This is a genomic window from Methanofollis sp. W23 (genome assembly GCF_017875325.1).
In the GTDB taxonomy this organism is placed as follows: Archaea; Halobacteriota; Methanomicrobia; order Methanomicrobiales; family Methanofollaceae; genus Methanofollis.
Genome location: NZ_JAGGMN010000001.1, coordinates 1,980,299 through 1,999,692, shown reverse-complemented (window position 1 = coordinate 1,999,692; position 19,394 = coordinate 1,980,299). Strand labels below are relative to the sequence as shown.

Sequence of the window (19,394 nt, the reverse complement as noted above, 5' to 3'; positions counted from 1 at the left end):
TGGATCCTTCATCATGAAGATGAGTGGGGGACGGCATTTACTCGATCAAAGAGCACACCCCTCCCCAGGTCCCCAGGGCTGCCATTCCGCGCCGGTCCAGTGGCTGCAGGCCTGAACATACAGGCGATCAAAGATTCCCTGTGACAGAAAACCTTTGATATATCGGCTCTGTAGAATCATGCATGAACCCGAGGCTCACGCATACGTGATGAAAAAAATCGTGGGTCTTCGGGGTGTGTGGATCCGTGCCGCCCCCCAAACCCCCTGCGCCGCGATAGGTCGTGGACGACAATCTCTCTTCAAGGATTTCGAATATGCCTTCCCAGCCCTCTCTTCCTTCCGGGGGTGCGGGCGGCACTCTTCCCCGGCGAAAAGATGGGGGGGGAGGCGGTTGAATCGCGCGTGCACCGAGAATAGGTGGGGGTTTCTACAGGGCTGAAATACTTTTTTTCGTGCACAGATTGTGTACATTCGTCAGGAGATCGGGGGCTCTCTCCTGGCGAGGAGGCCTGCATCTTTGTACCTGTGCACTCCCCCCACAACCCTTATATCCAGCATCCTCTATGATCTCGAATATGTGTTCTATTGGCGGCGGCACTGACATCGAGATCGAAGAGCGGGTAAAGGGCCGGTCCTACCGGTGCAAAGAATGCGGCGAACGCTTCAAAGCCGTAGGAAAACACCCGGTCTGCCCCTCCTGCCAGTCAGAAGACGTCGAAGAGGCATGATCTGCCCCCTGGACACCGACGACCTCCTCCTCGTCCAGGGGCCCACCTCATTTCTCCTTGTCGGGAGCGTGCACGAACGGTTTGCGCTCTGCATCGAGACCACCGAGGACGAGTACTGTGAAGGCCTTCACCCCGGCGACCTCGTCTGCGTCTCGGCCCCTGAAGGCGGCGCTCTCCGTGCCGCCGCCATGATCCTCCTCTTAGTCCGCGACCACCACTTCCCGGTCGTCGCCCTGCCCCACGGCCACCCCGGATCCCGTCGGGTGCCGATGGTCGTCTCGGCCGCTCCCGAGATCACGATCTCCTGCGAAATTCTGCGCGGTACCCACCCTGATCAGCACCTCCTCTGCGGCTCGCCCGAACTCGCTGGTCTCACCCTGCGAGGCAACGGCGGTAGTGTCACGCTTGATGCTCTTCCTCCTGCGTGCACGATCGGGTATATATGTGTTGATCGTGCCCTGGTCGAAGAATAACAACAAATATAAAGGTAATTTTCATCAAATATGTGTAGGCCGTGAGAGGAGGGTTGGATGAAGAGTGAGGTTTTAAAGAGCATCAAGCAGGCAGAAGAAGAGTATAAGTCTATGGTCAGCACCGCACATGCTGAGAACAAGCAGAAAGTTGCGGATGCCAGAGCGGAGGCAGAACGTATCATCGAGAAAGCCACCGCCGATGCAGAGGCCTACAAAAAGACGAGACTCGCCGACGCCAAGACCGCCGCCACGAAAAAACGTGCCGAGATCCTGAAGGACGGCGAACAGCAGGCGGAAAAGATCAAAGCGAACAGCCTTGCCAATGTCGACAAGGCAGTCGAGTATCTCGTCTCGCGTTTTAAGGAGCAGCTGCATGTTTCAGCCTAAGCGGATGAGCCGTATCCTGATCGCAGGGTCCAAGGACCAGATGGATACGATCGTCCGTGAGTTGTATCATCAGCATGCTTTTCACATCGAAGATTTTGTCGAGAAGGAAGACGAGGCCTACGAAGGGTTCAAGATCGGGATGCCGCTTGACCAAGCAAGCGACGCCTCCTCCGAACTGATCAAGATCAGGTCGCTCGAGAACACCTTTGGAATTTCTCCAGATTCTGTTGATGCCACCAAGACACAGGCATCGACCGAACTGAAGGCCGGCGTCGACCGGACCCTTGCCGCCCTCGTGGAGGACGCCGAGGATCTCACTGCACAGCGGTCGAAAGTCGAGGCACAGGTAAAAACGCTTGAGGCGCGGGTCACCGCCCTCGAACCTTTTGCGCCTGTTCCCCTCGACATGGACCTGTATCACGGCTACGAGAACGTCACCGTTTTTGCAGGCTACGTCGAATCCGACGTTGAGATCCCGGTCCCCCACGAGAAACACTTTGTACCCGGCGGCAAAGGTGTACAGAACTTCATTGTCGTTTTTGTCCCTGCATCAGAGGCAGAGGCCGCTGACCGCGCCCTGCTCGAAGCACACTTCCAGTCGGTCCCCATCCCTGATGGCTCAGGTCCCGTAAAAGACCTTATTTATGACGCCAAGGGGAAGATCTCTCAGCTCAACGAGCAGATTGAGAAGATCGAGAGGACTCTTGAGGAAAAGAAGAATGAATATGGCGAAGTCCTCGTTGCATACGACGAATACTTCACGGCCGTCGTGGAGCAGGCGGAAGCCCCGCTGCGGTTTGCAACAACAGACGACGCTTTTGTGGCAGAAGGCTGGGTCCCGTCCGAGAAGGTCGAGGGGATCATCGCGTCCCTCACCCACGTGACCGCGGGGAAAGTCTATGTCACCGAGCTCGAAGTCGGGGACGACGCAAAAGACGTCCCGGTTGAATACAACAACCCCCGTTTCTCGCACCCGACCGAACTCTTAATTGATGTCTACGCTCGTCCGCGCTACGACGAGTTCGACCCGACACTGCTCGTCTCGATCGTCTTCCCGATTTTCTTCGGTCTGATCCTGGGCGATATCGGGTACGGTCTCGTGCTCCTTGCGCTGTCCTTCGGACTCCGGAGGTACTTCAAAGGAGAAGCGGGCACACAGCTCCTGGACACCCTGAGGAACTCCTCGATCATGAGTTGTATCTTCGGTGTCCTCTTCAGCGAATGTTTCGGATTTTCGCTACCCTGGCAGGCGATTATCTTCTCCAGGCACCTGAACATCGGCGCGAACACCGTCCATCACCCGATGGTTGCGGAACTGCTGATCATCTCGGTCTGGATTGGTATCCTGCACATCACGCTGGGGCGTCTGCTCCATGTGTGGAACATCAGACATGCCATGCACCAGAGCCCCAAGGCCACCAAAGAAGTTCTTGAACAGTTTGGCTGGCTCTTTACGATGTGGGGCATCATCATTGCAGTCTGGTCTCTATTCCCTATCCCGCTGATGCTGGACCTCACCGGTTTTGCGCCAGTGGCGATGGGCCTGAACACGGCAGGCATCTTTGGTGCCGTTCTGGTCCTGCTCGGCATCGTCCTGATCGGTCAGGAATCTCCGCTTGAACTGATGGAGGTTCCGACGATCGTCAGTCATGTCCTGTCGTACACTCGTCTTGTTGCGGTCGGTCTCTCCTCGGTCGCGATTGCGATGGTCACCAACTACATCGCCCTCGACCTGATCATCGGCCCACAGCTCGAGTCACTCACTATCGTGGGTGTCGTCATCGTCCTGATTGGTCTTGTCGTCCTGCTCCTCGGCCACGTGCTCAATACCGCACTTGGTCTTCTGGGCGGCGGCCTGAACTCGATCAGGTTGCATTATGTTGAGTTCTTCACCAAGTTCTACAATGGTGGAGGGAAGAAGTACGTGCCCTTTGGCATGAGAAGGAAATTTACGGAGGAATAAGAACTATGGCAGATCCAGTTATGACTCTTGAAATGATTGAAGCATCGCAGATGGGATTGAAGGCAGTCGGCGCAGGTCTCGCCGTCGGTCTGGCCGGTGTCGGTACCGGTCTTGGTGAACTTGGTATCGGTGCCGCCGCCGTCGGGGCGACCGCCGAGAACAAGGACATGTTCGGTCTTGCACTGCTCTTCACCGTTATTCCAGAGACAGTCGTCATCTTCGGTCTTGTTGTTGCTCTGCTGCTGCTCTTCTAAATACGAAGTAGACACGGAGTGAACGATGGGATTGGAAGCTGTCGTTGGAGATATCAAGGAAAAAGGGCGGAAAGAGGTCGCCGAGATCCGGGCTCAGACTGAGGCCGAGGTCAAGAGCATCCTCGAAGAGGCGCAGGAGAAAGCGGCGGCGATCAAGGGAACAGCCGACGAAGACGTCCAGCGGGAAGTGACCCGCATCATCAACCAGGAAGTCTCGGCTGCCAACCTCGCCGTCAAGCGCGAGACTCTCAATGCGGAGAAGGACACGCTGGCGCGTGTCCATGCATCCACCCTTGCCAAGATCGGCGACCTTCCTGCCGATTTTCACGCGCAGGCTCTCCGTAACCTCCTCCCCCAGGCGGCTGCCGATGTTGGGGGCGGTACGGTCTACTGCAACGCCCGTGATGTCTCCATACTGAAAGAAATCCTTGCCGAGAACGCGGACTTCTCCGGGTTCTCGGTCGGGGACCCCGTCGAGATCGAAGGCGGGATCGTGGTTGAGAGTGCTGACGGCAGGATGAAGGTCGACTACAGTTACCGTACATTCCTGGAGACGGTATGGGAGTCAGAGCTGAAGGATGCGTCTGATATCCTGTTCCCCTGAGGAGGTCTCGGCATGGTTGACGTAGGGGGCCCGGCTCCATACATTTACGTCTCCACGCGCATGCGTGTGCGCAAAGCAAAGTTGATCCCGCGGGAGGAGTACCTGCGGATGCTCAACATGAGCCTGCCCGAGATCACTCGCTTTATCGGAGAGACCGAATACAAACGCGAGATCGACGAGCTGGCCTCGTCTTTTTCCGGTATCAACCTCATCGAGGTGGGTCTCTCATGGAACCTTGCGAAGGAGTATCAGGACGTCCTGAAGATCACCCCTTCCGGGGTCATGAGGTTCGTGCAGAGTTATCTGCGGCACTGGGATATCCAGAACGTCCTGACCATCCTGCGCGGCAAGATGCAGGGAGTCAAACCTGGCAAGATCAAGGAAGTCCTGGTCCCGGCCGGCGAACTCGACAAGAACGCGCTCGACCGGTTGCTTGCCGAGGACTCTCCTGATCGGATTGTTGAAGCGGTGAAAGGCCGACGTCTTGGCCCTCTTCTCTCCGCAGGGCTTCATGAGGCCCTGGAGACCGGTTCATTTGCCACACTTGAGAACGAACTCTACAAGAACCTGTATATGCAGATGGTCTCCGACGCCAAGGGCGGGGTTGCAGGGGGCTATGAGTTCCTGGGCTATATCCAGACTGAGATCGACACCAGGAACATCATGAACCTCTTCCGTTTCCGCGGTCAGCACGCCAGTGGTGAAGAGATCAAAGCGCTGCTCATACCAGGCGGGAAGGCCTTTACGGTCGACGAACTGGTCAGGATGAGTACGATCGAGAACCTTGACGAGTTGATCGAGGCCGCGAAGAAGAAGACCAGGGATCCAGAACTGGCCGCAGTCTTTGACGAACTGCGCCAGCAGCGCCCTGTCCACGAGGTCGAAGTGCTGCTGACGACGTACCGGCTCAAGCAGATGGAACGGCTCTCCAAGCGGTATCCCTTCTCGGTCCTGCCCATCCTCGCCTACCTCGAGATGAAGCGCTACGAGGTGGCAAACCTCCGCGCTATCGCCCGGGGGAAGGAATACGGTCTGGCGAATGAACGCATTGAAGGATACCTGGTGATGTAGATGGTTGAGATTGCAGTCGTTGGAAACAGCGAGTTTGTCATCGGGTTCCGTCTTGCAGGCATTCAGAAGACCCTTGTCGCCGAGGACGACGAGGCCCTGAAGACCACCGTCCAGCACGTGATCGAGGATGAATCAATCGGCATCCTGGTGCTGGACAGCAGCGATATGAACAGGCTCCCCCTGCGGATGCGGGCCCAACTCGAGGAGTCCGTGAAGCCGACGGTGATCGCGATCGGCGAAGAGGAAGAGGGAGGGCTCTCCATGCGGGAGAGAATAAAGAGATCGGTCGGTGTTGATCTGTGGAAGTAAAAACTGAATCGAACACAGGCACTTCGACAGGAGTGCTGAAGAGGATTGCAGGCCCGGTCGTCACGGCCGTCGGCTTCAATGCCCATATGTACGACGTGGTCAAGGTCGGCCACGAGGAACTGATGGGCGAGGTCATCAAGATCTCGGGTGAGAACATCATCATCCAGGTCTACGAGGCCACCGACGGCATTCGGCCCGGCGAACCGGTGGTAAACACCGGCATGCCGCTCGCGGTCGAACTTGGCCCGGGTCTGCTGAAGAGCATCTACGACGGTATTCAGAGACCGCTCGAGGTGCTCATGGAGAAGATGGGAAGTTTCATCGAGCGTGGTGTGACCGCACCAGGGCTCGACCTCACGGCAAAGTGGGAGTTTGTCCCGGTCGTGAAGGCCGGCGACCATGTCGCCCCTGGCACGGTCATCGGGACGGTCCAGGAGACCGAGTCGATCCTCCACAAGATCATGGTCCCGCCCAACCAGAAGGGCGGCGTGGTCAAGGAGATCAAGGGCGGCTCGTTCACCGTCGAGGAGACGGTCTGTGTCCTCGAGGACGGGACCGAGATCCAGATGATGCAGAAGTGGCCGGTCCGTGTGCCGCGGCCGGTGGCCGAGAAGATGAACCCGGATATCCCGCTCGTTACCGGGCAGAGGATTCTCGACGGGCTCTTCCCGATCGCCAAGGGCGGTACCGCTGCCATTCCTGGGCCGTTTGGCTCAGGCAAGACGGTCACTCAGCAGCAGCTTGCGAAGTGGTCTGACGCTCAGATCGTGGTCTATATCGGCTGCGGTGAGCGCGGCAACGAGATGACCGAGGTACTGACCGAGTTCCCGGCACTCGACGACCCGAAGTCGGGCAGGCCGCTGATGGAGCGGACCATCCTCATCGCGAACACCTCGAACATGCCGGTGGCCGCCCGTGAGGCGTCTGTGTACACCGGTATCACCATCGCCGAGTATTTCCGTGACCAGGGCTACGATGTCTCCCTGATGGCCGACTCCACCTCACGGTGGGCAGAGGCCATGCGTGAGATCTCCTCCCGTCTCGAAGAGATGCCTGGTGAAGAGGGGTATCCGGCATACCTGGCCGCCCGTCTCTCTGAGTTCTACGAGCGTGCGGGTCGTGTGATGACCCTCAACGACCTTGAAGGGTCGGTCTCGGTTATCGGTGCGGTTTCGCCGCCTGGCGGTGACTTCTCCGAGCCGGTCACCCAGAACACCCTGCGTATCGTCAAGGTCTTCTGGGCACTGGACGCCAAGCTCTCGCAGCGCCGGCACTTCCCGGCCATCAACTGGCTCAACTCGTATTCCCTGTATCTTGATACCCTCAACGAGTGGTACGACAAGAACATCTCGCCTGAGTGGAACCAGCTGCGGAACTGGTCTATGGGGGTGCTCCAGAAGGAATCCGAGCTCCAGGAGATCGTGCAGCTCGTCGGGTCCGACGCCCTCCCAGAAGAGGAGCAGATCACCATCGAGGTTGCCAGGATGCTCCGTGAGATCTTCCTGCAGCAGAACGCTTTCGACGATGTGGACACCTACTGTTCGCTCGAGAAGCAGCTCGATATCCTCAGGGCGATCCACACCTTCGCCGACCTCTCGTCCGCGGCCCATGCGGCAGGCGTGATGCCGGCCCAGATCCTGGCGGTCAAGGCCAAGAACGACCTGCCGCAGATCAAGTTCACCAAGGACTACAAGCCTGAACTTGAGCGGATCTTGAAGGCGATGAAGGATGAATTTGCCGGACTGAAGGCGGGGATGGCATGAAAGAGTATAAGACAGTCAAGCAGATCGCCGGTCCGCTCGTCTTTGTCGAGAAGACCGAGCCGGTCGGCTACAACGAGCTCGTGAACATCGTCCTTGCGGATGGCAGTATCAAGCGCGGTCAGGTGCTCGACACCTCCGACGACCTCGTGGTCGTCCAGTGTTTCGAGACCACTGCGGGTATCGGTCGCGACGCCGGGGTCAGGTTCCTTGGCGAGACGATCAAGATGCCGGTCTCCAAGGACATGCTTGGTCGTATCCTCTCTGGCGGCGGGAAGCCGATCGACGGCGGCCCCGAGATCGTGCCTGAGAAGAGGCTGGACATTCAGGGCGCGGCGATCAACCCGTACGCCCGTGCGTCCCCGGCCGATTTCATCCAGACCGGTATCTCGACCATCGACGGGACCAACACCCTGGTCCGTGGTCAGAAGCTCCCGATCTTCTCGGGTGCAGGTCTGCCGCACAACGATATCGCCCTCCAGATCGCTCGTCAGGCAAAGGTGCCGGGCTCCACTGAGGAGTTTGCGGTGGTCTTTGCGGCGATGGGTATCACGAAGGAAGAAGCCAACTACTTCATGGCCGACTTCGAGCGCACCGGTGCGCTGGAGAGGGCGGTCGTCTTCCTGAACCTTGCCGACGACCCGGCGGTCGAGCGGATCATCACCCCGCGTCTTGCCCTGACGACGGCCGAGTACCTCGGCTATGAACTGGGCTACCACGTGCTGGTCATTCTCACTGATATGACCAACTACTGTGAGGCGCTCCGTCAGATCGGTGCGGCTCGTGAAGAGGTGCCTGGCAGGCGTGGGTATCCGGGGTACATGTACACCGACCTGGCCTGCCTGTACGAGCGGGCGGGTATTGTCAAGGGCAAGAAGGGCTCGGTCACCCAGATCCCGATCCTGACCATGCCTGGCGACGATATCACCCACCCGATCGCCGACCTGACCGGCTACATCACCGAGGGTCAGATCGTGGTCTCCCGTGAACTTCACCGGAAGGGTATTTACCCGCCGATCAATGTCCTGCCGTCGCTGTCCAGGTTGATGAACCTGGGTATCGGCGAGGGGCACACCAGGGACGACCACAAGAAGGTCTCCGACCAGTTGTACGCCGGGTATGCGGAAGGCAAGGATCTCCGCGGCCTGGTGGCCATCGTCGGGAAGGACGCCCTTTCCGAGCGTGACCGTGGGTTCCTGGAGTTCGCCGACCTCTTTGAGGACAAATTTGTCCGCCAGGGGATCGACGAGGACCGTTCGATCGAGAGGACCCTTGACGTGGGTTGGGAACTTCTGGCCACGCTGCCGGTCGAACAGCTTGTCAGGCTCGACCGCGACCTGATCAAGAAGTACCACCCGCTTTACCGGAAGGGTGCAAAGGCTGAGGTGTAAGTCCGATGGCGCTTAGAGATGTCAAGCCGACGAGGTCAGAGCTGATCGACATCAAACGCAAGATCAAGCTCTCCGAGCGCGGCTACAACATCCTCAAGATGAAGCGCGACGGGCTGATCCTTGAGTTCTTCAAGGTGCTGAAAGAGGCGAAGGACACCCGGGGCGAGATGCTGCGCAAGTACCAGCGCGCCCAGGAGATGATCGCCCTTGCAAATACGGTCGAAGGGACGATCGGGGTAAAGGCTGCGGCTTTCTCTGTCAAGGAGAACCCCGAGATCACCCTGAAGTCCAAGAACATCATGGGCGTTGTCGTCCCTCAGATCGAGGCGGCGAAGGTCAGGAAGAACCTGCTTGATCGCGGATACGGGGTGCTCGGGAGCCAGTCGGTCATCGATGAGACGGCCGAGGCCTACGAGGACCTTGTCGAGGCGATCATCGAGAGTGCCGAGATCGAGACGACGATGAAGCGCCTGCTGGACGAGATCGACCACACCAAGCGGCGTGTGAATGCCCTTGAATTCAAGGTGATCCCTGAGCTGAAGGAGGCCGCGTCGTTCATCAAGATGCGGCTGGATGAGATGGAGCGTGAAGAACTCTTCCGTCTCAAGAGGATCAAGGCAAAGGCGTTGGTGAAGGCTGAAGAAGAGGCTGAAGCCGAGGCCGCAGCTGCGGCTGCTGCGTAAACTGAAGAGGAGTTATGTCGTCGATTGGGACGATCCGCGACCTTGCGCCTGAGGGGAAGACAGTCCTGCTCCGTCTGGACCTCAACTCCCCTATTGACCCGACTTCAAACCAGATCCTGGATGACAAGCGGTTCCGGGAGCATCTTTCGACGATCAAGGCACTCGAAGAGAGCCGGGTCGTCGTCCTGACGCACCAGAGTCGGCCGGGCAAGAAGGACTTCTCCACCCTGGAGGGGCATGCCGAGAAGCTCGCCCATCTCCTGGGTCGGCCGGTGCGGTATGTCGATGATATCTTCGGCCGGACGGCGCGGGAGGCGGTGACGTCCCTGCGGACGGGCGAGGTCCTGATGCTTGAGAATGTCAGGTTCAACGCGGAGGAAAACCTGACGCTTTCGCCGGAGGCGGCGAAGGGGACGCATATCGCTCGTCGTCTTGCGGCGATGGGGGATATCTTCGTCAATGACGCCTTCGGGACGGCCCATCGTTCACAGCCGACGGTGGTCGGGTTGCCCATGCTGATGCGCTCGGCGGGCGGGCTCCTGATGGAGCGCGAGGTGAGCAATCTCTCGCGGGTCTTTACAGGGGCGCCGCGGCCGGTGACATTTGTCCTGGGCGGGACGAAGGTGGACGACTCGATTGCGGTGGCGGCGAATGTCCTGGAGAACGGGGTCGCCGACCAGGTGATCGTCATTGGTGTCGTAGCCAATGTCTTCCTCACGGCGGCAGGCTACGATATCGGGACACCTTCGGCCGATCTGATCGCTCAGTTGAAGTATACGGGCGAGGTCGCAAAGGCAAAGGCCCTTCTCGACCGGTTCGGCGACCGGGTCCTTTTCCCTGACCAGGTCGCGGTCCGCGAGGACGGCGAGCGGGTCGAGTACGCCGTCGGGTCGATCCCGGATGAGGCGCCGGTGATGGATATCGGTGCCGACGCCCTGAAGGCGGTGAACGAGGAGATCTCGTCGTCGGGAACGGTCGTGGTCAACGGCCCCGCGGGGGTCTTTGAGGACCAGGCCTTCTCGCTTGGGACGTTCGAGATCTTGCGGGCTTCGTCGACGGTGCCCTTCTCGGTGATCGGCGGGGGTCATACCGCGGCGGTCGTCGAGCAGATGGGGCTTGAGGCAGCCTTCACCCATATATCCACTGGTGGGGGCGCGTGTATCGAGTTCCTGACCGGCAAGAAGCTCCCGGCGGTCGCTGCACTGGAGCGGTCGCGGGAGATCTTTGGCTGAGGGGCTTCTCCCTCTTCACGTCTTTTCTCGTTGATTTTTTGTTCTCTCTTCTCTGTCGTGCCCTGGGGATCGTTGGAGGGCGGTCCGGGGTTTTGAGTGTCGTCTCTCTTTTGAGCGAGTGGAAGCGCCAAGGGGTCGTTGAGTGGATTCTTGAGTGATTATCTTAGTCTCTCTCCGTAATGGGGGACCAGAAGCCTTCGGCCCCTGGTCCCCTTCTCATGGCGATTTGGCGGTGGACGGCACCCTCCAACACGACGGTGCAACCTCCTCATTCGCCTGATCCACCCTTCCAGCGATCCTCCACCAATCGTCCTCCGCCGGGGGTCCGAGGGCGGAGTCCCCGGTGGGCGAGAGATGTACCAGAATTTGATCCCCTTCAGTTCTCTTCTCCTCTCACGATCGAGGGGGACCAGGAGCCTTCGGCCCCTGGTCCCCTTCTCATGGCGATTGGAGTGGACGGCACCCTCCAACACGACGATGCAATCTCTTCATCTGATCCCTCGTTCAGCGATCCTCCACCAATCGTCCTCCGCCGGGGGTCCGGGGGCGGAGTCCCCCGGCGAGTTACCCCCTTCAGTTCTCTTCTCCCCTCACGATCGAGGGGGACCAGAATCCTTCGGCCCCTGGTCCCCTTCTCATGGCGATTGGGGTGGACGGCACCCTCCAACACGACGGTGCACCTCACTCGCCTGACCCTTCGTTCAGCGATCCTCCACCAATCGTCCTCCGCCGGGGGTCCGGGGGCGGAGTCCCCCGGTGAATGATCCCCTTCAGTTCTCTTCTCCTCTCTCACGATCGGTGGGGACCAGGAGCCTTCGGCCCCTGGTCCCCTTCTCATGGCGATTGGAGTGGACGGCACCCTCCAACACGATGGTGCACCTCACTCGCCTGATCCCTCGTTCAGCGGTCCCCTCCTGATTGTCCTCTCTGGGTTCAGGGGGATATGGGCGTCGACGAACTCGGGAAGACGAATTTCTTCGAGCGTGCCCCCTGGAGACCCCCTGGAGATGATGAGCATGCCCCTCATACCCCTCACCGGCACGTTTATTGCCGCGCCCCCCAGGCAGGAATAGCGATGGACAGGGGGATGATCTTTTTCCAGTTTGCCAGGCGCAACATCAGGCTCCACTGGCTCCGCTCCTTCCTTGCCGTGACCGGAGTGGTCATTGGGGTGGCGGCGATCGCCTCGATGGGCATCCTTGGAAACAGCCTGGTCCTCTCGATCTCAGAGTCCCTCACCGACGTCGGCGACACCATCGTTATCACCGCCCACACCGGCGGGGGTGAGGAGGGAGACGGCCCGCCGATCGCCGTGAGCGGCCGCGGGGTCACCGACCGGCAGGTGAACGAGATCAGGCGTGCCGCCGGGTCCAACCTGGTCATCCCGATCATGAGCGGGAGCGACCGGGTCGTCATCGGCGGGGAGACGACCGCGGCGGCGGTCTACGGGATCAGCCCCACCGACCTCCCCGACCTCCTTGAAGTGGCCGACGGCACCGCCCTGCGGGGCGAGCGGGGGGCGATGGTCGGCGCCGTCCTCGCCGAGGACTACGACCTCATCCCTGGAAGCAGGATCCGGATCGGCGACGACGAAGAGAAACTCAGGGTCACCGGCATCCTCGAAGAACGGGGCGTCGGGTTCGACATCAACCCCGACCGTGCGGTCATCGTCTCAGACGATTTTTACCAGGAGTTCTACGATGCCGATGAGTGGGACCTCGTCATCGTGAAAGTCCCTGACCTCGAAGAGATCGACAGCGTCAAAGCGTCCATCGACGACCAGCTCAACCGGCGCGAGGACGAGGTGGACGTCCTCGACACCAGAGCGATCCTCGAGACCCTCCTCGACACCTTCAACCGGATCTCGACCTTCACCACCGCGATCGGAGGGATATCACTTATCGTCGCGGGGGTCTCCATCTTCAATGTGATGATGATGTCGGTGACCGAACGGACCCGCGAGATCGGGGTGATCAGGTCCATCGGTGCGAGGCAGGGGGAGGTGCTCAGGATTTTCCTGTACGAGTCCCTCCTCCTCGGGCTTGTGGGGAGCGCCATCGGTGCGGTCCTCAGCCTCTTCGGCGGCTACCTCGCCCTCGCCGTCATGCTCGAAGAGACCAAATACCTCTTCGAACCCAGCAGTCTCATCGCCATCCCGTACGGGGCGGCCTTCGGCATCGCCACCAGTCTGCTCTCAGGGGCCTACCCCGCATGGAAGGCCTCGCACCTCAGCCCCATCGAGGCGTTGCGCCATGAATGAGCATGAGCCTGAAACGATCATCAAATTTGTGGACGTCAGCAAGGTCTACCCCCTCCCGGCAGGGGACGTCGTCGCCCTCGACCACGTCGACCTCGAGATCAGGGCCGGCGACTTCGTCGCGGTGATGGGCCCCTCGGGCTCTGGCAAGTCCACCCTCCTCAACCTCATCGGGTGCCTGGACACCCCGAGTTCGGGCACCCTCTTCATCAAGGGAGAGGACATCGGCACCCTCTCAGACGACGACCTCACCCGCCTGCGCCGCGACCACATCGGGTTCATCTTCCAGCAGTTCAACCTCATCCCCCTCCTCGACATCATCGAGAACGTCGAGTTCCCCCGCGTCCTCAAGGAACGGCGGAGCGGGTGCGACGAGGCGTGTCTCGAACTCCTCGACGCTGTCGGCCTGGAGCCCGAACTCCACACCCACCGCCCTGCCGAACTCTCGGGCGGGCAGCAGCAGCGGGTGGCCATCGCGCGGGCCCTCATCAACGAGCCCGAGATCCTCCTGGCCGACGAACCGACCGGCAACCTGGACACTCACACCGGCGAGGGGATCATGGACCTCCTCACCCAGATGAACCGGCGGGGCAAGACGATCATCATGGTCACCCATGACACGAACATCGCCGCCTACGCACACCGGCGGGTCCATCTCGTCGACGGCAGGATCGCATGATCTTCTTCTCCTTCGCCACCAGGAACCTCAGGCGCCACACGGTCAGGTCGTTTCTCGCCACTCTCGGGATCGTCATCGGGGTCTTTGCCATCGCCTCCCTTGGAGTGATGGGCAACTCCATCAACCTCCTGGCCGCCGGGCTCATCGCCGACGTCGGCGACACCGTGGTGATCACCCCGCACACCGCCCTCGGCGGCGAGGGGATTGTCGGCGACCCCAGGACCATGGTGGCCGCCACCATCTCGGAGACCGACGTCGACCGGATCGAGCGGGCGGCCGGGGGGAACCCGGTGGTCGCGGTCGTCGAGGAGGCCGCCGATCTTCGCGTCGGCAATGAGGGCGGGTATGCCCAGGTGATCGGGCTTGTGACCAAGGACATCCCCGACCTCCTTGACCTCTCAGAGGGCACCCATCTCAGACCGGGTTCGCCGGCCGCCCTGGTGGGGTCGGTCCTGGCAGAGGAGTACGGGATCAGGGCCGGCAGCCGGATCGCCCTGGGCGACGAGGAGATGCGGGTCGCAGGGGTGCTGGAGGAGCGCGGGTTCGCCTTCGACATCAACCCGGACTACGCGGTCGTCATCGAGCGCGACCGGTTCAGGGAGCAGTTTCCCCAGAAGGAAGGCTACGACTATGTGGTGATCACCGTCGCCGACCCTGACGAGATGGAGGGGGTGAAGGCCGCGGTGGAGACCCTCATGAACCGGCGGGACGAGACCGTGGACGTCACCGACTCGCGCGAGAGCCTCGACCAGGTGAACGAGATCTATGACGCGATGGGGCGGTTCCTCCTCGGGATCGGGGCGGTCTCCCTGGTCATCGCGGCGGTGAGCATCCTCAACGTCATGATCATCTCGGTCACCGAACGAAGGCACGAGATCGGGGTGATGCGGTCCATCGGTGCCCTGCGGGGCGAGGTGATGCGCATGTTCCTGTACGAGGCGCTTGTCCTCGGCCTGGTCGGGAGCCTGGTCGGCGGCGCCCTCAGTTTTGTCGGCGGCTATGTGATCAGCCTCGCCGCCATCGAAGTCTTCACCGCCGGCACGACCTTTGCCGAGGGGGCGACAGTCTTCGATCCCCTCTCGCTTGCCTACATCCTGGGGGCGATGCTCTTCGGGGTGGTGACCAGCGTCGCCGCCGGGGTGTATCCGGCATGGCAGGCCGCACAGATGACGCCGATCGAGGCGTTGCAAGGGTGAAGGGCATGGCCGGGATCTTTGCCGGGATTTTTCTCACCTTTGCGGTCAGGAACCTCAGACGCCACTGGGTCCGCTCAGGCCTGGCGGCCCTCGGGATCGTCATCGGGGTGGCGGCCATCGCCACCCTCGGGATCCTGGGCAACAACCTCATCGTCCTCTTCTCAGGCCTCGTCGCCGACGTCTCAGACACGGTGGTCGTCACTCCCCACCTTGCGGCGGCGAGCGGCGACCCCTTCGACCCGCGCTCGGCCCTGGCCGGCGGGCTCACCGAACGTGACCTGGACAGGATCGAGCGGGCCGCCGGGCCGTACCAGGCGGTGCCTCTATTCCAGACCGCCGAACTCCTGGAGAGGGGGCGGAAAAAAGGGTATGTCCCGGTGATCGTCCTCCACCACGACGACATCCCGGTCCTCCTCACGGTCGAGGACGGCGCCCTCCCGCCTCCCTCGGGGAAAAGTGTCCTCGTCGGATCGCTCCTGGCAGAGGAGGCAGAGGTGCGGGCAGGCGGGCGGATCACGCTCGGCGGCGAGGACGTCAGGGTCGCGGGGGTGCTGGAGGAGCGGGGCATGGCCATCGACATCAACCCCGACTACGCCGTCGTCGTCACCCAGGGGTGGTACACCGAGCGCCACCCAGAACCGGCGTACGACCGGGTGGTGGTGAAGGTCACCGACCTTGGCGATATCCCGGCGGTGAAAGAGGCCATCACCGATCAGTTCAACCGGAGAAAGGAGGTGGTCGACGTCCAGGACTCGCGGGAGGTACTCGAACTCTTCTACCAGACCTATGACGCCATCTCGATCTTTCTCCTCGGGATCGGCGGGGTCGCCCTCCTCGTTTCGGGGGTCTCGATCCTCAACGTGATGATCATCTCGGTCACCGAACGCTTCCATGAGATCGGGGTGATGCGCTCCATCGGGGCGCGGCGCGCCGAGGTGATGCGCATGTTCCTGTACGAGGCGCTCGTCCTGGGTGTTGCCGGGAGCCTGGTCGGCGGGGCGGTCTCGACTCTCACCGGCATGGCCGTCACCGCCTCGGTCGCGGAGACGATCTTCGCGGGGTATGGGACGGCGCCGACCGGGCTCGGTCCTGAGGGGATCGGGTCGGTCCTCCTTGGGATGGGGTTTGGCCTCGGGACCGCCCTTCTCTCGGGGGTATATCCGGCCTGGAAGGCCTCGCGCCTCGACCCGATCGAGGCGCTCCGTTATGAATGAACGAAGACGCAATCCATATATAGAGAGACCCTGATCCTCCTCTACCAGACGTATACGGGGGGGCCAATGCAGAGGCGCAGGATCGACGGGCTCAGCCTCAGGGCGCCGAGATTTCATCGCCGGGCCGATGGGCACTCGATGGAGGTGATCGCCGCACTCCTTGAGGTGAGGGACAACAGCACCGGGCCGGGGAGCGGAGCGATCAGGAAGAATAGAGAGAAATGAGCGGGAGCGGTGCGTCGCCACCCCAGAGTTGCGTTCCCCGCAGATGAAGGCGATGGATTCTACTTCTCACGATCGGTCCTGGTCCAGTATCTTTTGAGCGATCTCACTCCATTTGTCTAAATTTTTGGCTTTGTAGAAACCCTCAGTTATTTTGGTTCGACTATGATTCAACTGCCTTCCCCCCATCTTCTCGCTGGGGGCGGCCAGCCCCCCGTCGAAGAGAATCATCAAGAGGATTTCTACAGAACCAAATTTTTGGCTTTGTAACTTTGTAGAACCCCTCACTTCTTCTCGGTGCAAGGGTGACTCAATCGCCTTCCCGCACAATCACGCCGGGGGCGCGACCCCCGGGCCCCTGGGATGAAGATTGGGACGGGGAGGTGGCAACAGAATGGTTTCTTCTTGTGCTATGCTGTGATTGAGAGATTTCGCTCTTAAAAACCGTCTAAATCCTGTTAGAGCCAATTTGAAACCGTATATGTGTGACTTATTCGCTAATTATGGGGTAGATTAGGTCGTCCGATGGGGGAGATTTGATGGAAAAATAGATTGATCCTCTCCCCTGTGTCCCTGCAAATCTGAGCACAATCCATGGGATTTAAAGGTGCCATATTGCCCCGATATTCGGGTACAGGAGGAATGATATTATTGCCACTCATACAGGTCATCAGGGGCCAGGATGAGGGGCATGATCTGCTGAGAATTTCGTGAAAATATCTTGTTCTGCAAGTTTCGTAAAATCTCTTCAGAATATGCCCGGATTGGCCTGGATATCCCCGAAAAGGAGGCTGAAATGGGCATATCCTGCCGTGGTCCCTCTACGATGATGGTGCTCTTTGACAGGGTGCCGCTCCCAGGAACCCTCCATGACGAAGGGAGGCGGGAGCGGTGAAGAGGGGGTGTTCAACCTCGCCTGTCATGGAGCGAGATGAAGGACCAGGTCTGTGCAAGATTCTCCAGCGCTGAAAAAAAGGGCTCTGGAGAAGCCCTCAGGATGGCCATCTCTGCGAGGTCTGGCCCCCCCCTTCCTGCACGAAGATGGGTGGCGAACGGCATTACGCTCTTCATGACGATTGATTGTGCCTTCCCGGTCCTATCTTCATCCCCGGGGTGCGGGCGGCACTCGCCCCCGGCGAGCAGATGAGGGAAGGGAGGTGAGTTGCGCTCACCCCAAGAATGAGGGAGGGTTAATCATGAAAATGATCCTGACGATCCTCTCTTTTGGTGTGCATGAGAGTTTGCACTCGTCATATCCCGTTGAAGCTAATACGCAGAGAATAAAATATTCCTCTGATGGATCGGCCGCCCCCAATTGTCGAGATTTTCCTGCCGTCTCGCGCCGGGGGGGTGCACCCCCGGGCCCCCCACGACGAAGATAGCCGAGGGGCGGCCACAGAACACGATCCCCATCGATTCTCCTCTCTTGAAATAGAGCAATCAAGCGACGAAATTTTTCATCCCATATGCGTGAGCCAGAGGTTCATGCCCAATTCTACAAACCCCATAGTTCCTTCTTGCTTTCTGGGCCAGAGTAGTTTTGGGACGGCCTCCAGAGCAAAAAAAGAGTGAAGAGTACCTCCATGACAGGGTCCAGGACGGTTATCGCGTGCCAGGGCCGGATTCAGGGGGCTTATTGTCCGCTTCCCGCTCCCTGATCAGCCTCGCCGCCTGGGCGAAGAGCCCGTGGACGCCGTCGGCAAGGGGGTGGACCTCGATGAGGTCTTCGAGGTCGAAGACTGTCATCTTCCGCCTCATCGCCTCTGCAAGATAGGTGGCGGTGATCCCGGCGCCGGGCGAGGCCGCCCAGACCCCGCGGAGCACCCCGGTCTCCGGGTCGACGAGGATCTTGCCCATGCCGGTGTCGCCCTTCGGGACCGACCAGAAGGAACCCGGGCCTGCCGGGGCCGGGAGAGAGAGGGCGATCTCGTCGTCGTCGCCGTCCTCGACGCAGAACGCAAGGTCGTTTGCAAGGGCGATGGCCTGCGGCACGGCACGGGGGGCGTACTTCATCTCGTGGCCGAGGATGTTCTCTGCCGCGACCACCCCCTGGAGACGGGCGAGCGGGGTGAGGTACGGCGGGCCGGCGGCGTCGCCCGCGGCATAGACCCCAGGGACCGAGGTCTGCATCTGGTCGTCGACGATGATCTCCCCGTGCGGCCCCTTCTCCACCCCGGTGACCATCGAGGTCTGGGGTACGAGCCCGACGGCCAGGAGGACGGCGTCGGCGTCGCACTCCCCTGATGCCTCGCCGCCGTACCGCGCCCCTTCCACCCGGGTGGTGCCGACAATCCTGGTGAGCGGGGCGTGCTCGCGCACCTCGACCCCGGCAAGTTCCTTGCGGGCCAGGCGCCGCAGTCCTGGGTCGAGGCCGCCGAGAAGGTTCCGGCGTGCGAGGAGCGTGACCTGGCTCCCGAGCCTGCTGAAGATATAGGCGAACTCCACCGCCGAGACCCCGCCGCCGGCGATGACCAGGTGTGCGGGAAGGCCCGGCATCGTGCGGAGCGTGCGTGCGGTGTAGACCCCGGAGAGGTCGGTGCCAGGGAGCGGGGGGACCGCCGGTCTCGACCCGGTCGCAATGACGACCGCCTCGGTCTCGACCTCCTCATCGTCGATGAAGACCTTTCGCCCCTCGACCCTGGCGGTCGCCCCATACCTGACCTCGACCCCTGCGGCCCGCGTCTCCCTGTCCAGAACTCCCCTGATCGTCCTCTGGACCGCTCCCATCTCGCGGAGGAGCGCGGGAAACGCCAGGTGCGGGACGCCGTCGAGCACCCCGGCCGCTGCAAACTCCCCGGCCCGCTCCATCGTCCGTGCGGCATCGTTGAGGGCGCAGACCTGCATGCACCCCGAGTTGAGGCACTGCCCGCCGATGGCCTCCCGCTCGACCAGCACCACCTCGCGCCCGGCCTGAGCAAGCCTGGCGGCCGCAAACCGCCCGGCCGGACCCCCTCCGATGACGACGATCATG

General features: G+C 61.0%; 19 protein-coding genes. 17 read left to right on the top strand and 2 right to left on the bottom strand.

The genetic code is table 11. From position 1 onward, the window contains the following. The first annotated feature begins 575 nt into the window (after nt 1–575). From J2129_RS08480 to J2129_RS08425, 12 genes are read left to right on the top strand one after another with little or no spacing between them, the layout of a single operon-like run. Nucleotides 576–728 carry a hypothetical protein gene (locus J2129_RS08480; RefSeq protein WP_209630443.1) on the top strand — a complete coding sequence of 51 codons (153 nt, stop codon included), beginning with the start codon at nt 576–578 and terminating at the stop codon, nt 726–728. Next, nucleotides 725–1,201: an alpha/beta hydrolase gene (locus J2129_RS08475; protein WP_209630442.1), complete on the top strand. Its 477-nt coding sequence runs from the start codon at nt 725–727 to the stop codon at nt 1,199–1,201. Before J2129_RS08480 ends, J2129_RS08475 begins: the two co-directional genes overlap by 4 nt. 57 nt (nt 1,202–1,258) lie before the next feature. After that, the gene (gene ahaH, locus J2129_RS08470; RefSeq protein ID WP_209630441.1) at nt 1,259–1,588 is read left to right on the top strand and encodes an ATP synthase archaeal subunit H; all 330 of its coding nucleotides are present in this window, start codon (nt 1,259–1,261) and stop codon (nt 1,586–1,588) included. Next, a complete protein-coding gene (locus J2129_RS08465) occupies nt 1,575–3,551 on the top strand; it encodes a V-type ATP synthase subunit I (RefSeq protein WP_209630440.1) in 1,977 nt (658 codons plus the stop codon). The genes ahaH and J2129_RS08465 overlap by 14 nt, the downstream gene beginning before the upstream one ends. Nucleotides 3,552–3,556: 5 nt before the next feature. Then, a complete protein-coding gene (locus J2129_RS08460; protein WP_209630439.1) occupies nt 3,557–3,805 on the top strand; it encodes an ATPase in 249 nt (82 codons plus the stop codon). Nucleotides 3,806–3,830: 25 nt separating this feature from the next. Continuing rightward, complete coding sequence (locus tag J2129_RS08455) at nt 3,831–4,409, top strand: V-type ATP synthase subunit E family protein (RefSeq protein ID WP_209630438.1); 579 nt, start codon at nt 3,831–3,833, stop codon at nt 4,407–4,409. Between the two features lie 12 nt (nt 4,410–4,421). Next, nucleotides 4,422–5,480, top strand: a complete 1,059-nt coding sequence (locus J2129_RS08450; RefSeq protein WP_209630437.1) for a V-type ATP synthase subunit C — start codon at nt 4,422–4,424, stop codon at nt 5,478–5,480. Further along, complete coding sequence (locus tag J2129_RS08445) at nt 5,481–5,789, top strand: V-type ATP synthase subunit F (protein ID WP_209630436.1); 309 nt, start codon at nt 5,481–5,483, stop codon at nt 5,787–5,789. It abuts the gene before it with no gap. Next, nucleotides 5,780–7,552 carry an ATP synthase subunit A gene (locus J2129_RS08440; RefSeq protein ID WP_348632315.1) on the top strand — a complete coding sequence of 591 codons (1,773 nt, stop codon included), beginning with the start codon at nt 5,780–5,782 and terminating at the stop codon, nt 7,550–7,552. Before J2129_RS08445 ends, J2129_RS08440 begins: the two co-directional genes overlap by 10 nt. After that, entirely contained in the window at nt 7,549–8,940 is a 1,392-nt protein-coding gene (locus J2129_RS08435; RefSeq protein ID WP_209630435.1) for an ATP synthase subunit B, read from the top strand. The genes J2129_RS08440 and J2129_RS08435 overlap by 4 nt, the downstream gene beginning before the upstream one ends. A 5-nt stretch (nt 8,941–8,945) precedes the next feature. After that, nucleotides 8,946–9,623, top strand: coding sequence for a V-type ATP synthase subunit D (locus J2129_RS08430; RefSeq protein ID WP_209630434.1), 678 nt, complete (start codon nt 8,946–8,948; stop codon nt 9,621–9,623). A 14-nt stretch (nt 9,624–9,637) separates the two neighbouring features. Beyond that, a complete protein-coding gene (locus J2129_RS08425; protein WP_209630433.1) occupies nt 9,638–10,855 on the top strand; it encodes a phosphoglycerate kinase in 1,218 nt (405 codons plus the stop codon). Nucleotides 10,856–11,735: 880 nt separating this feature from the next. On the opposite strand, the gene J2129_RS08420 is transcribed toward J2129_RS08425, so the two are convergent. Continuing rightward, nucleotides 11,736–11,873, bottom strand: a complete 138-nt coding sequence (locus J2129_RS08420) for a hypothetical protein (RefSeq protein WP_209630432.1) — start codon at nt 11,871–11,873, stop codon at nt 11,736–11,738. A gap of 57 nt (nt 11,874–11,930) precedes the next feature. Between J2129_RS08420 and J2129_RS08415 the strand changes: the two genes are divergently transcribed. From J2129_RS08415 to J2129_RS08395, 5 genes are all read left to right on the top strand, one after another. After that, complete coding sequence (locus J2129_RS08415; RefSeq protein ID WP_245320696.1) at nt 11,931–13,115, top strand: ABC transporter permease; 1,185 nt, start codon at nt 11,931–11,933, stop codon at nt 13,113–13,115. Further along, nucleotides 13,108–13,791: an ABC transporter ATP-binding protein gene (locus J2129_RS08410; RefSeq protein ID WP_209630431.1), complete on the top strand. Its 684-nt coding sequence runs from the start codon at nt 13,108–13,110 to the stop codon at nt 13,789–13,791. The genes J2129_RS08415 and J2129_RS08410 overlap by 8 nt, the downstream gene beginning before the upstream one ends. Next, nucleotides 13,788–14,987, top strand: a complete 1,200-nt coding sequence (locus J2129_RS08405; protein ID WP_209630430.1) for an ABC transporter permease — start codon at nt 13,788–13,790, stop codon at nt 14,985–14,987. Before J2129_RS08410 ends, J2129_RS08405 begins: the two co-directional genes overlap by 4 nt. Continuing rightward, nucleotides 14,942–16,201, top strand: a complete 1,260-nt coding sequence (locus J2129_RS08400) for an ABC transporter permease (RefSeq protein ID WP_245320694.1) — start codon at nt 14,942–14,944, stop codon at nt 16,199–16,201. Before J2129_RS08405 ends, J2129_RS08400 begins: the two co-directional genes overlap by 46 nt. Before the next feature lie 66 nt (nt 16,202–16,267). After that, the gene (locus J2129_RS08395) at nt 16,268–16,426 is read left to right on the top strand and encodes a hypothetical protein (RefSeq protein ID WP_209630429.1); all 159 of its coding nucleotides are present in this window, start codon (nt 16,268–16,270) and stop codon (nt 16,424–16,426) included. Nucleotides 16,427–18,025: 1,599 nt separating this feature from the next. Here the strand turns inward: J2129_RS08395 and J2129_RS08390 are convergent. Beyond that, nucleotides 18,026–19,393 carry an NAD(P)/FAD-dependent oxidoreductase gene (locus tag J2129_RS08390; protein ID WP_209630428.1) on the bottom strand — a complete coding sequence of 456 codons (1,368 nt, stop codon included), beginning with the start codon at nt 19,391–19,393 and terminating at the stop codon, nt 18,026–18,028. Nucleotide 19,394: the final 1 nt, after the last annotated feature.

Bases quoted from the DNA above. Each gene is read 5' to 3' on its own strand.
- J2129_RS08400 (WP_245320694.1), top strand. From the start codon at position 14,942: ATGGCAGGCCGCACAGATGACGCCGATCGAGGCGTTGCAAGGGTGAAG.
- J2129_RS08480 (WP_209630443.1), top strand. From the start codon at position 576: ATGTGTTCTATTGGCGGCGGCACTGACATCGAGATCGAAGAGCGGGTA.
- J2129_RS08405 (WP_209630430.1), top strand. From the start codon at position 13,788: ATGATCTTCTTCTCCTTCGCCACCAGGAACCTCAGGCGCCACACGGTC.
- J2129_RS08460 (WP_209630439.1), top strand. From the start codon at position 3,557: ATGGCAGATCCAGTTATGACTCTTGAAATGATTGAAGCATCGCAGATG.
- J2129_RS08435 (WP_209630435.1), top strand. From the start codon at position 7,549: ATGAAAGAGTATAAGACAGTCAAGCAGATCGCCGGTCCGCTCGTCTTT.
- J2129_RS08410 (WP_209630431.1), top strand. From the start codon at position 13,108: ATGAATGAGCATGAGCCTGAAACGATCATCAAATTTGTGGACGTCAGC.
- J2129_RS08475 (WP_209630442.1), top strand. From the start codon at position 725: ATGATCTGCCCCCTGGACACCGACGACCTCCTCCTCGTCCAGGGGCCC.
- J2129_RS08430 (WP_209630434.1), top strand. From the start codon at position 8,946: ATGGCGCTTAGAGATGTCAAGCCGACGAGGTCAGAGCTGATCGACATC.
- J2129_RS08415 (WP_245320696.1), top strand. From the start codon at position 11,931: ATGGACAGGGGGATGATCTTTTTCCAGTTTGCCAGGCGCAACATCAGG.
- J2129_RS08445 (WP_209630436.1), top strand. From the start codon at position 5,481: ATGGTTGAGATTGCAGTCGTTGGAAACAGCGAGTTTGTCATCGGGTTC.
- J2129_RS08390 (WP_209630428.1), bottom strand. From the start codon at position 19,393: ATGATCGTCGTCATCGGAGGGGGTCCGGCCGGGCGGTTTGCGGCCGCC.
- J2129_RS08420 (WP_209630432.1), bottom strand. From the start codon at position 11,873: ATGCTCATCATCTCCAGGGGGTCTCCAGGGGGCACGCTCGAAGAAATT.
- J2129_RS08450 (WP_209630437.1), top strand. From the start codon at position 4,422: ATGGTTGACGTAGGGGGCCCGGCTCCATACATTTACGTCTCCACGCGC.
- J2129_RS08395 (WP_209630429.1), top strand. From the start codon at position 16,268: ATGCAGAGGCGCAGGATCGACGGGCTCAGCCTCAGGGCGCCGAGATTT.
- J2129_RS08465 (WP_209630440.1), top strand. From the start codon at position 1,575: ATGTTTCAGCCTAAGCGGATGAGCCGTATCCTGATCGCAGGGTCCAAG.
- ahaH (WP_209630441.1), top strand. From the start codon at position 1,259: ATGAAGAGTGAGGTTTTAAAGAGCATCAAGCAGGCAGAAGAAGAGTAT.
- J2129_RS08455 (WP_209630438.1), top strand. From the start codon at position 3,831: ATGGGATTGGAAGCTGTCGTTGGAGATATCAAGGAAAAAGGGCGGAAA.
- J2129_RS08425 (WP_209630433.1), top strand. From the start codon at position 9,638: ATGTCGTCGATTGGGACGATCCGCGACCTTGCGCCTGAGGGGAAGACA.